We start from the raw sequence: 11,653 nt of genomic DNA on the forward strand, positions 1-11,653 counted from the left end.
CGAAGTGTTGGAAGAGAAGCTCAGACGCGCTCGATGAGGGTGGCCACGCCCATGCCACCACCGACGCACAAGGTGATGACCGCGCGGCGCGCCTTGCGTCGCCCCAGCTCGTCCACCATCGTCCCCAGAATCATCGCGCCCGTGGCGCCCAGCGGGTGCCCCATGGCGATGGCGCCGCCGTTCACGTTCAGCTTCTCATCCGGAATGCCGAGGTCCTTCTGGTACTTGAGCACCACCGAGGCGAAGGCCTCGTTGAGTTCGAACAGGTCGATGTCCTTCACCGACAGGCCCGCAATCTCCAGCAGCTTCTGGGTGGCCGGAATCGGGCCGGTGAGCATGATGGTGGGGTCCGAGCCGGACGTGGCCACCGCGGCGATGCGCGCGCGCGGCGTGAGGCCCAGCGACTTGCCCACCTGCTCGGAGCCGATGAGCACCAGCGCCGCGCCGTCCACGATGCCCGACGAGTTGCCCGGCGTGTGGACGTGCTCGATGCGCTCCACGAAGTGGTACTTCTGCAGGGCCACCGCGTCGAAGCCGCCCGCCTCGCCCATGACGGAGAAGGACGGGTTGAGCTTGCCGAGCGACGCCACGGTGGAGTCCGGGCGCATGAGCTCGTCATGGTCCAGCACGGTGAGGCCGTTCTGGTCCACCACGGGGACGACGGAGTTCTTGAAGTACCCGCCGGCCCACGACTGGGCCGCCAGTTGCTGCGAACGGGCCGCGTAGCGGTCCACGTCCTCGCGCGTGAAGCCCTCGATGGTGGCGATGAGGTCCGCGGAGATGCCCTGCGGGACGAAGTAGGTGTCGAAGTTCGTGGCCGGGTCCATGGCCCAGGCGCCGCCGTCCGAGCCCATGGGCACGCGCGACATGCTCTCCACGCCGCCCGCGATGACCAGGTGCTCCCAGCCCGAGCGCACCTGCTGGGCGGCCATGTTCACCGCCGTGAGGCCGGACGCGCAGAAGCGGTTGAGCTGCACGCCGCCCACCGTCTCGGGCAGCCCCGCCGCCAGCACCAGGGTACGGGCGATGTCGGCGCCCTGCTCCCCCACCGGCGACACGACGCCTAGCACGACGTCGTCGATGCGCTGGGGGTCCAGGTTCGGGTGACGCTTCTTGAGCGCGTCCACCAGCCCGGTGAGCAGCGTGATGGGCTTGGTGCCGTGCAGCGCGCCTTTCCTGCCCTTGCCGCGAGGGGTCCGGACGGCGTCGAAGATGAATGCTTCCTGGCTCACGAAGAGCCTCCTTGGGACGGGGATGTGGGTCTACAGGGAACGGGCGACGAGCTCTTTCATGATCTCGTTCGCGCCGGCAAGGATTCGCAGCACGCACGTGTCCGCGAACAGGTGGGCGAAGGGGTACGCCTTCATGTACCCGTACCCCCCGAGCCACTGCAAGCAACGGTCGGCGGCGATGCACGCAGGGTCCGTCACCTAATACGTCGCCATCCTGTACGCCGGGTGCGGCCCCAGCCAGCGCGGCGAGAGGTTGACCGGCGGGGACAGCGGCACGATGTGCGGATGCGACGCCAGGACGCTGGCGTTGTTCACGCAGCAATCGATGCCGCCAAAGCGCGCCGCGGCCTCGTCCACGGCGCGCCGCACGTCCGCTTCCTCCCACACGTCCCCCACCGCCGCGAGCGCCTGGCCCCCCGCGTCCTGGATGGCCCGCGCCGCGGTGTGCACTGTCCCGGGGGCTGGGCGTGTCTGTCTTTTCCAGCAGCACGACGTTGGCGCCCAGGCACACTCCAGAATCTGCTCGCGGCGTTCGTCCGGCTCCAACCGCGTCCAGCGGGGTGCGCCGACCGAGCTCATGGCGACTCCTCCCGCAGTGGCAGGAACGAGGGCAAATCCTGCGCCACGGTCCGGGTGACGCGAGGCGGCCGTTTCTGCAGGAAGGCCGTCACCCCTTCCTCCCGGGCCAGGCCCGCTCCCAGGTGCGGCAATCCTGACGTTCGCGTCTGTGCAAGTCATTCCGGAGTGGGGCACGGCTGACCCGCAAAAGCAGCTAGTGCTGCTTTTGAAGTTTTCCCTGTCCGGTTCGATACTGCGGGTGCCGGGACACACTTCGTGGTCCGGCCACCCGTCGTCGTGGAGTCACCATGAACCTGCTTTCGAAGACGCTGTTCGTGAGCGCCGCGGCCCTTGTCACGCTCTCCCCGCTGTCCGCGTCAGCGCTGCCCCCAGATTGCGACGTGCAGTGTGCCGACGAAGCGCCCTGCTCGCTCGTTTGTGCGGTGCCCTGGGGGAGCCGCATCATCACTTGTGAGCGGTGGTTCAGCGAATACGAGCTGGGCGGCACGTGCACGCCGGACGCCCAGATTCCTTCCGAGGAAGAGGATGAACTGTCGTCGGTGGAGCCGCGCCAGAGCAGCACGTCCGGCATGGCAGCAGCCTGCCTGTCCGCACCGGTGAGCGCCCCGTAACACGCGTCACCCTCGGCCGGCCCGCTCCGCGCATCCTGGCGTGGGGCGGGCGCCATGACACCCCAGGAAGAGGCCGGATTGCGCATCTATCAAGTCGAGGCGCCGCGACCGTCGCGCTACACGGGAAACCTGCATGCCGCGCATCGATGGAGCCTGCCTGGACTCGCGGACTGTCCCGGCTGTGGTGCTACCTGGAGCACCGCCGGGCTTCACTATCCCTGCGTGGACCTGACATCGCTCCCGACACGGCACGAGTACGAAGAGCCTCGCCCTGAGCCATACGAGGAGTGGGCTCGATTGCGCGAACAGGTGCGGCCCCAGGTGCCCCCCGGGTTCGCGTTGATGCCCGGAACCAAGTTTGGCCCGATGACCGGACGCGCCTCCGGAACCTTTGGACAGCTACATCTTCAAGCGTGGTCCCTGAGCCTCCGCCGTGAAGCGCTGGAACAACTGCGGCAAGCAGGATTGCAAGGGCTGAACGGCTGCCCGATGCAACTCAAGGGAAGCGGAAGGAACCTGCCCGAGCTGCTCGAACTCCAACTGACGCCCTGTGGACGCTTCCACCCGGACTGCCTTCCATCCGACCGGGAGCCTCCGTGCCCCACATGTGGCGTTGAGAGCTACGGTCTCCCCGCCCCCTACCTCCTCGACACGGCCACCATCCCCACCACGGCGGACGTCTTCCGCCTCGCGGCCTGGCCCACGCTCATCCTGGCCACGCAGCGCTTCGTGGACGCGGTCCAGCGCCTGGAGCTCGACGGCGTCACCTTCCGTCAAGTCGCGGTCCGCTGACCCACGGCCACGAACAACGACGCATCAGGCAAACCGCTCCCTGCCCCCAACGAAGCGCGGGAGGTGTGGAATGCATATCGCGGACAGCCATTTGAATGAGCCGGGCGTGCGGGGAGGGCCCGGTGACAACCCACATCTTCAGCCTGGATGCGGCGGCCACCGCGCTCGGACAGGCTGGGACTTCCATGGCATCCTCCCGAGGGGTAGGAGGACAGGCCGCCACTGCGCGCGGCACGGGGGCGCCGCGAAGACGTCAGCGCCTAGCAGGCGCCACAGTCCGCGGCGCAGCTGTCCGGCGTGTTGCTGGTGCCGCAGCGCTCGGAGAGCTGGCACGTCCCATCACCGCACTTGTAGATGTCCTGAGGACGGATGCGGGTGGTGAGCGGGCGGTACGTCACGCCGTTGTACGTGCAGCGCGTGTAGTACGTCCGCGTGGAGTCCTGCTGGCAGTGCGTCAGGGCAGCCCCCACGTGGGTGATGACGGCCGCGCAGTCCGGGTCCCCGCTCCACGACGACAGGCCACACGCGCGCACCGTGCTCTCGTCGTAGGCCAGATAGGGCGCATCGTTGGCCGCGAAGAGTCCCTGACCATTGAAGAGGTTGCCGAAGAAGACGGCCTCATTCTGATTGTAGATCTGCACCTCCTCGGCCGTCGTCGGAATGGCGACGCCCTGCGAGTCCTTGCCCTGCACGGAGATGTTCAGGTGCACACCGTACTTGTTCACGTGTGCCGCCAGGCAGCTCGACACCAGTTGCTGCTCGGGCTCCGGGGCAACCGGGGCGCCCGGGCTCGACGGAGGCGGAGGCGTGGGGCTCGACCACGTCGGCGCCAGCCCCAGCGAGCCATGCCAGGTGTGCGTGGTGCCCGCATGCGTGTACGTCAGGGACTGGCCGGAGGCGAGCGCGCACCGGACGATGTATCGCATCACCTCCTCGGCCTTGACAGGGTCCGCGCTGAACCACGTATTGAAACCATTCGTCGACAAGCCGTTCGTCGACAGTCCATTCGTCGACAAGCCATTGGTGGACAGGCCGTTTGTCGACAAGCCGTTCGTCGACAGCCCGTTTGTCGACAAGCCATTGGTGGACAAGCCATTGGACGACACCAACGCGTCCGACTGGGTGCCCAGCGTCTCGCTCGCCGTATCCATCGGCTCCGCCGGGCCACACCCCACGGCGGCGACAAGAAGCAACGCTGGCAGCAGCTCCCACCGGTGCGCACAACGGCGTCCGGCGTAGGTGACCTTGGAGCTGGAACAGGTCTTCGAGGTGGGGTGGTGATACATGGCTGCCTCCGGTTTTTGGGGGTAGCCGCGTTTCTCGCGGCCAAGATAACCGGTAGTCCTTCTTTTCCCCTCTGACAGGTGCCCTCTCGGGCAGTTCGCGCACGTCGGTCATGCGGCAAACACGTAGTCCGTGCGCCGGCTGACGCTCAGCCTTCAATCCGCCCAGCCGCCAACGTTGCAGTTACACGCGATGTCTCACGCCCAAGGGTGCGGGCTCCTGCGACTGTCGCGCGTCTCGTGGCATTTTCACCGTAAAGGTCGTTCCCTCTGCCTCGGAGGAGGACACGCACACAGCTCCTCCGTGCGCCTGGACGATTTGTTTCACGATGAAGAGTCCCAGCCCCAGGCCACCGGCGCCACGACGGTGGCCCTTCCCAGGAGCAGTGCCCACCTGGCGGAACGGGTCGAACAATGTCTCCATCTGTTGAGGCGGAATGGGCGTCCCGGTGTTGTGGACCTCCAGGACCTGCTCACCGTTCACGGCGATACATTTGAGCCGGACGGGCGTGTCCTCGGCGCCGTGCTCCAGCGCGTTGCCCACCAGGTTGCTGAGCACCTGCGCCATCCGGTCCGCGTCCCAGAAGCCCTCCGATGCGCCCTCCACGTCCAGGGTGATGTGCCGGTCCGGATGCGCGGCGGACAGCTCCTCCACCACCATCCGGCAGACGATGGCCAGACTGACCGTCCCCAGGTGCAGGGGGATGCCGCCCGCCAGACGCGCGCGGGTGAGGTCGAGGATGTCGGAAATCATGGCGCCCATCCGCGCGGCGCTCGCCTCGATTCGCTGAGCGCACTGCTGCTGCTGGGCCGCCGGCAGCGTGCGTTGCGCCAGGGCTCGCGCGGACAGGGCAATGGCATTCAGGGGGTTGCGCAGGTCATGCCCGAGGATGCCGATGAACCGCTCACGAAACTCCGCCTCCTCGGTCAGCCGCTCCAGCGCGAGGTGGCGCGCGTTGCCATCCAGGGCCTCGCGGGTCAGCCGGGCCGTCGCGTGCTCCAGCGCGCCCTCCGCCCGGTGGCGGGCCTCGCGCTCACGCTCCAGCGCCTCGCGAAGCGCCTGCGCGTCGTCCGTGTCATCGGGCAGCAGCCACAGCACGAAGGCATCCGACGCCTTCATGCCCACGGCCCGGAAGCGCGCCTCCATGCCCTCGCGGGTGATGCGCAGCACGACGGACACCGGCTCGCCCGTGTCCACCACGCGCACGCAGTCCTCCAGGCACAGCCCTCGCACGCCCTCCTGCTCCCAGCGCGACACCCATGGAGGCAGGACCCAATCGTGCGCCACCGGCTCGGCGGACGCCTCGAGCGCGGCCTGGCGCAAGTCGAGCACCTCCCCCGCCGTCCCTCGCACCGTCTCGAAGCGCAGACAGGGCGCGGCGCCTCCCGCATGCGTCGTCCAGGTCCAGGCGGAGCCCCACTTCGACGACAGACAAACCCCCATCGACGTCCCCCTGGCACGCCCTCCAGCCCCGATGCTCGACGCCCGGTCGCGGAACGCACACGGGACAAGAGTGACAAATCTCCGGGGGCGCGAACTTGTACGTGGGTACTGGCGCGACCTTCAGTGCTCACTCCGCGCCAGTGCCAACGCGCCACGCGGCCCGGCAGCCGCCGCGGTGTCGTCATTCCGCAATGGCCCTGCGCGAACGGCCAGGGCCCCGGCTCAATCCATGATGGCGATATCGCGCAACTCGGGTCCAAACGCACCGCCGGGGAAGGCCTGCTCCGGCGTCGTGGCGGCACCTGTCATCCGGTCGACCTGATACAGGACGTATGGGCCGTCACCGTTGAGGTCTCCCACGGAGTAGAGCCCATCGATGGACGGGACGGGCGACTCAGCCCGCCGCACGCGGCAGGCGCACGGTGAAGGTGGTGCCGTGCTGCTCGGAGGACACCACCTCCACGCCGCCGCCGTGGCCGCGCACGATGTCCTGCACGATGTAGAGCCCCAGGCCGATGCTGCGGGTGGACTGGCCCTCCTTCAACGCGCCCCGTGTCAGCGGCTCGAACAGGCGAGGCAGCAACTCACGGGGGATGGGGGCGCCCCCGTTGAAGACAGACAGCAGCGCGGCCTCGCCCTCCAGCCGCGTGTCCACCCGCACCGGGGCGTCCGCGGGGCTGTAGGCCAGGGCATTGCCCAGCAGGTTCGTGAGCACCTGGGCGATGCGGTCCGAATCCCATTCGCCGCGCACCTCGCCCTGGACCTCCACCTCCACGCGTCGCCCGGGGTTGGCCACCAGGAGCTCATCCACCACCTGGTGCACCACCTCCCGCAAATCGGTGGTCTGACGGTGCAGGGCAATGCCGCCGCCCAGCCGGGCCTTGGTGAAGTCCAGCAGGTCGCGAATCATCCGGGCCGCGCGCTCGGTGGCCTGGCCAATGCGCCACACCATGCGCTTCTGCGGCTCCGTCAACTCACCCTTCTTCTCCAGCAGCCCCGCCGACATGGAGATGGCCGCCAGGGGATTGCGCAAGTCGTGGGAGACGATGCCCACCAGTTGCTGTTCGAACTCGGCGCGCCGGCGCAGCTCCTCTTGCGACCGCTGCTGCTCCGCGAACAGGCGCGCGTTCTCGATGGAGAGCGCCGCCTTCGCCGCCAGCTCCTCCACCAGCTCCTGGTCCTCCTGGGTGAAGCTCCGGCCCGGGCCCATGCGCCCCACCGACAGCGTTCCCACCACCTTGCCCTGCGCCCGCAGCGGCACGCACAGCAGGCTGCGCAGCGCCTCGCCCTGCCCCAGCTCCCGCCGTTGGTCCTCCGACAGCTCGGGCACGAGGAGCGGCCGTCCGCCACGGAGCACGAAGTCGCTCAGCCCCTCGCCGGGGAGCAGCGGCGCCCCATCCTCCCCCTGATTGGAATGGCTGGCCGCCACCTCCAACCGCGTCGCGTCGTCGGACAGCAGGCACAGCGTGCACGTGTCCCCCAGGAAGTAGGCGACCTGGCGGGTGATGGTGTCCAGCAGCACGGACAGGTCGCGGTTCGTCGCATCGAAGGCGTCGGATGCTTCCGTGAGCATCTGCAGCCGTGCGGCGGCGGCCCGGGCCACGGCATGGGCCCGGCGCTCCTCCGCCGTCAGGTGCACCCGGTCCAACGCCTGGGCACACGCATGCGCCAGCGCGGTGAAGAAGGCCCGGTCCATCTCCGTGAAGGCCCGGGGCCGCGCGAAGGACAGGCCAATGGCACCCAGCGCCCGTCCCTTCACCAGCAAGGGCAGCGCGAGCGCCGCCTCGTGAAGGCCTCGCGTATCCATGAGCGGATAACGCGCGCGCCACTCCTCCGACGACCCCACCCAGATGGCCTGCTGCTCCCGCAGCGACTCCACCAGCGGCATGGCCGCCGTCATCGGGATGCGCCGCCACCGGCTCAGCACGCTCTCCGGGTAGCCAATGGCATCCACCACCTCCAGCGCCTCGCCCTCCGCGTCCAGGAGGTTGACGGAGCCCGCCTTCGCGCCAGCGGCCACCAGCCCTTGTTCGAAGAGCGCGCGGCACACCTGCGGCACGGTGGCCGCCTCCGACAGCCGGGCGGTGAAGTCCCGCAACCGGTCGATGTAGCCCGCGGCCCTCAGCGCGGCATCCCGCGCCTCGGCTTCCTTCTGCCGCAGCAGCTCCGACTGGCGCCGCACCTGCTGCTGCGCGCGGAACAGCTCCACGAAGACGGACACCTTCGAGCGCAGCACCTCCGGCGGAAAGGGCTTCTGGAGGAAGTCCACCGCGCCGGTGGCGTAGCCGGTGACGAGCTCCGCGTCATCGCGGCCGTAGGCGGTGAGGAAGATGATGGGAACGTTGCGCGTGCGCTCACGCTGCTTGATGAGCGCCGCCGTCTCGAAGCCGCTCAGCCCCGCCATCCGCACGTCCAGCAGGATGACGGCGTAGTCCTCGCGCAGCAGGAAGCGCAGGGCCTGCTCCCCCGAACAGGCCTTGTCCATGCGGATGCCCAGCGGCTCGAGGATGGCCTCCAGCGACACCAGGTTCGACACATGGTCATCCACCAGCAGCACGGCGGGAGCATCCGAAACGGCCTTCGCCTGGCGGTGCGGGTCTTCATCCGAAATCCGCAGGTGCGTCAGCGTCAGCCGGCTGGCCACGGAGGCCCCCCGGCTGAAAGGGATGCCCCCCCGCTGCAACGGCACCATCGTCGGAATCCCGTCCTGCGACATGAAGAAGTCACCTGGTGTGCGGTGGTCAGGAACTCGGCCCGGCGTCTCCGGGCCCCCAGGAGCGGACTGGCCCCCGGAACAACTGGCGGCGCGGAATTACACCGCGTGGCGCGCCATCGTGCCCAGATGAAGGCGAAGGCGCGGCGCCAAGCGTGCGCTATCCATCAGTCCGCGTGCTCAGTAACGACCCTTCACGCCCAGGATGGGTAGGGCGATGGGAAGCCCCACCGCGTCCTTGCGCAGGGGGAAACCGTCGCCGCCCTCGTACTCGAAGCCCAACGTCTCCCGACGGAGCGTGACGTTGAGCATGTCCAGGTACGCCTCCAGGCTGAAGGTGTCGTAGACCCACGACTTGGACAGCCGCACGTCGAACCGGAGGAAGGCCGGCAGCCGGTCCACGCGATCTCGGTCTGCCTTGACCCAGGCGGGCCTGCCGGAGGCGTCTTCGCCAGGGCGGTGCGTCTGCGTGCCCAGGGTGCCGTATTCAGGGCGCCCGGTATTGAAGTGCAGCACCCCGCCCAGCGTGACGTTGTTGGCGAACTTGTAGCTGAGCACCAGGTTGAGGATGTGCGTCTGGTCGAAGGCGAAGGGCAGGTCCGCCTCCGCCTCGCCCACCCGGTGGCCCTCCGCGTCGTAGCGGTGGAAGCGCGTGCGGCGCGTGCTGCGCTGGAGCGAATACGACAGCCAGCCGAACCAGTTGTCGCCCAGCGGGTGGCGCAGCAGGAACTCCATGCCGTAGGCCATGCCACTGCCCCGAAAGTCCGGGAAGTCGAAGTCCGAGCGGTCGGGGATGCCGCCGCCGTCCCCCAACTGCATGCCGCGGCGCAGGCCCGCTGGAGGCGGCGTGCCGGTGTCCGGCGTGTCGTCGTCCACCATGCCTTCGTCGGCGAAGGGCGTCAGCTCGAGGGTCCGCACCATCGGGTTGAGATAGACGTCCAGCCCCACCTCCAGACCGCGCCACGCCTTCCATTCCGCGCCGACGGAGAGCTGCACGCCTTGCTGGAGCCCCAGCAGCAGGCTTCCCACGTCCACCACGGGCAGGCTGATGAGGGTGGTGGGCGGCTGATGGAAGAGGCCCGCCCCGCCCTTGAGCGTGAGCGCCTCCGACACCTTGTGACGCACGGTGAGACGCGGCTCCAGCGCGCGGCGATCAATCCCCGGCGACAGGTGGTAGTTGTCCACGCGCAGGCCGGGCACCACGGCCCACTTCTCATGGGGCTGCCACACCAGCTCCGTCCACGCGCCCATGAAGGTCCCCAGCGCCACGGGTGCCATGTCCACGTCCGCGTCGGAGCCGCCGTCCTGCTGGAGCAATTCGACGATGGCGCGCTTGTGCTCCACGTCCGCCCCGGCGCGCAGCGTGGCGCTGGGTGACAGCGTCGCGCTGTAGCCCAGGCGCGCGGACCAGTGCCCCTGGTCGATATGGACTTCGGTGGCCTCGCCAGGGGGACTGCGGCTGACGACGGCGAAGCGGTCCAGCCCCCACGTCCCGCCCACCTCCAGCTCACCGGGCCCCACGGGGTGCCGGTGCCGCAGGTCCACCCGGTGGAAGACAATGGATTGCATCGCGGTATCGCCCCATGCGTCCTGGGCCTCCGAACCGAAGGTGTCCGAGGAGCCAAAGGCAAACAGGCGCAGCGTGCCCTCGCCCAGCCGCTGTTCCACCCGGCCCTGATAATCCCAGAAGTCGAGCACCACCTTGGGGTTCTCCCGCCCGGGAGGGGGCGGCGACTGGAGCTGGTTCGCCGCCAGGGCGATGAGCCAGGGCGTATAGGAATAGCGGCCGGCCAGGCTGACGTTGGTGCCGGTGTCCTTGAACGGCGTCTCGATGAAGAAGCCCGCGTTGATGAGGTCCGCGTAGGCGCTGCCGTGGACGCCGTCATCCCGCGGGCGGCTGAGGCGCCCGTCGATGGCGCCCCCCATCAACCGCCCATACCGGGGCGGCGGCGAGCCTGGATAGAAGTCGATGGCGTCGATGAAGTCCGGGTGGATGACGGCCGGGCCCAGGAACAGGTGGAAGAGGATGGGGACGCGGATGCCATCCAGGAAGTAGCCCGTGGCCGCGGGCTGGCTGCCGCGCACCACCGGGTAGGCCACGCCGGACACCATGCTGCCCACGCCGGGAAGCAGCATGACGACGCGGAAGGGGTCCCCCATGGTGCCAGGCACCTCGCGCAGCTCCGCGTCATGCAGGGTGACGCGGCTCACCTCCGTGCGCTCGCGGTCTCCCCGCACCACCGTCTCGTACGGGTTGATGATGAGCGGCTCCAGCCCGTACACCACCTCCAGCGCCTCGTTCGCCTTCAGGCCCTCGCGGAAGACGCCGGGCTTGTGGCCGGGGGCGGTGATACGCACCGCATGCACGCCCGCGGGCCAGCGCGCCTCGAAGCGTCCGTCCACGTCCGTCTGCACCGGCGCGTCTGGATGCGCGTCCGACACCAGCGTGGCCCCTACCAGCGGCCGGCGGTTGCCCTTGGCGCGCACCAGCCCCTTCAGGGTGATGGGCGCCGCGGGCGTGGCACCCTCGGACATGGCCGGCGCGGGCGCCTCGAAGCGGTACTCGAAGAAGATGCGCACGGCCACCGGCAGGCCGTCCAGGGTGGCGGGGGCGAAGCGCAGCGACGGCGCCGCGTGCAGCGCCGCCCGGTCCAACAAGGGATGCAGCCCTTCCATCAACGTGGCGGACTCCACCTCGCCCGCGTCGTCGATGAGCAGCTCCAGCTTCACCACCCCCGCGACGCCGTCGGACGCCAGCCCGGGCGGATAGGGAGCGGGCGAGTCCTGCACCATCACGGGCGGAGTGAACGCGGGCTCGGGCACGCCCGCGTCCTCCGACAAGGGCGCATCCGTCTCCACGGTCCAGCCCGCGTCGGTGCGTTGCAGCTCCCGCTCGGCCCGGGCGGCGCCCCCGTCCTCCGGCGTCCCCGCGTCCTGTGCGTCTGCCCGAGTCCCGAGCATGAACAGGGCCACCACGGCGACCGCCGTTCGCGCTGCTG

General features: G+C 69.3%; 10 protein-coding genes. 2 read left to right on the forward strand and 8 right to left on the reverse strand.

The features are described 5' to 3' along the window. Positions 1 to 20 precede the first annotated feature (20 nt). From FL344_RS00140 to FL344_RS00150, 3 genes are read right to left on the reverse strand one after another with little or no spacing between them, the layout of a single operon-like run. Positions 21 to 1,232, reverse strand: a complete 1,212-nt coding sequence (locus FL344_RS00140; RefSeq protein ID WP_141617030.1) for an acetyl-CoA C-acetyltransferase — start codon at positions 1,230 to 1,232, stop codon at positions 21 to 23. A 30-nt stretch (positions 1,233 to 1,262) separates the two neighbouring features. Next, complete coding sequence (locus tag FL344_RS00145) at positions 1,263 to 1,430, reverse strand: acyl-CoA dehydrogenase family protein (protein WP_141617031.1); 168 nt, start codon at positions 1,428 to 1,430, stop codon at positions 1,263 to 1,265. Next, on the reverse strand, positions 1,431 to 1,811 hold the full coding sequence (locus FL344_RS00150; protein ID WP_228564631.1) for an SDR family NAD(P)-dependent oxidoreductase: 381 nt from the start codon (positions 1,809 to 1,811) through the stop codon (positions 1,431 to 1,433). A gap of 287 nt (positions 1,812 to 2,098) precedes the next feature. On the opposite strand from FL344_RS00150, the gene FL344_RS00155 reads away from it, so the two are divergent. Both FL344_RS00155 and FL344_RS00160 read left to right on the forward strand, forming a co-directional pair. Further along, entirely contained in the window at positions 2,099 to 2,422 is a 324-nt protein-coding gene (locus FL344_RS00155; RefSeq protein WP_141617032.1) for a hypothetical protein, read from the forward strand. Positions 2,423 to 2,476: 54 nt separating this feature from the next. Then, on the forward strand, positions 2,477 to 3,214 hold the full coding sequence (locus FL344_RS00160; protein WP_141617033.1) for a double-CXXCG motif protein: 738 nt from the start codon (positions 2,477 to 2,479) through the stop codon (positions 3,212 to 3,214). 260 nt (positions 3,215 to 3,474) lie between these two features. On the opposite strand, the gene FL344_RS00165 is transcribed toward FL344_RS00160, so the two are convergent. The 5 genes from FL344_RS00165 to FL344_RS00185 all read right to left on the reverse strand — a co-directional run bounded on the left by FL344_RS00165 (position 3,475) and on the right by FL344_RS00185 (position 11,615). After that, the gene (locus tag FL344_RS00165; RefSeq protein WP_141617034.1) at positions 3,475 to 4,500 is read right to left on the reverse strand and encodes a hypothetical protein; all 1,026 of its coding nucleotides are present in this window, start codon (positions 4,498 to 4,500) and stop codon (positions 3,475 to 3,477) included. Between the two features lie 181 nt (positions 4,501 to 4,681). After that, a complete protein-coding gene (locus tag FL344_RS00170; protein ID WP_141617035.1) occupies positions 4,682 to 5,941 on the reverse strand; it encodes a sensor histidine kinase KdpD in 1,260 nt (419 codons plus the stop codon). 222 nt (positions 5,942 to 6,163) lie between these two features. Continuing rightward, positions 6,164 to 6,349 carry a hypothetical protein gene (locus tag FL344_RS00175; RefSeq protein WP_141617036.1) on the reverse strand — a complete coding sequence of 62 codons (186 nt, stop codon included), beginning with the start codon at positions 6,347 to 6,349 and terminating at the stop codon, positions 6,164 to 6,166. Then, positions 6,336 to 8,657, reverse strand: coding sequence for a GAF domain-containing protein (locus FL344_RS00180; RefSeq protein WP_141617037.1), 2,322 nt, complete (start codon positions 8,655 to 8,657; stop codon positions 6,336 to 6,338). The genes FL344_RS00175 and FL344_RS00180 overlap by 14 nt, the downstream gene beginning before the upstream one ends. A gap of 177 nt (positions 8,658 to 8,834) precedes the next feature. Continuing rightward, positions 8,835 to 11,615 (reverse strand): TonB family protein, encoded by a 2,781-nt coding sequence (locus FL344_RS00185; RefSeq protein ID WP_194862922.1) that lies wholly within the window; start codon positions 11,613 to 11,615, stop codon positions 8,835 to 8,837. Positions 11,616 to 11,653 lie beyond the last annotated feature (38 nt).

The sequence above is a fragment of the Myxococcus sp. AB036A genome, from assembly GCF_006547355.1.
Taxonomy (GTDB): Bacteria; Myxococcota; Myxococcia; order Myxococcales; family Myxococcaceae; genus Myxococcus; species Myxococcus virescens.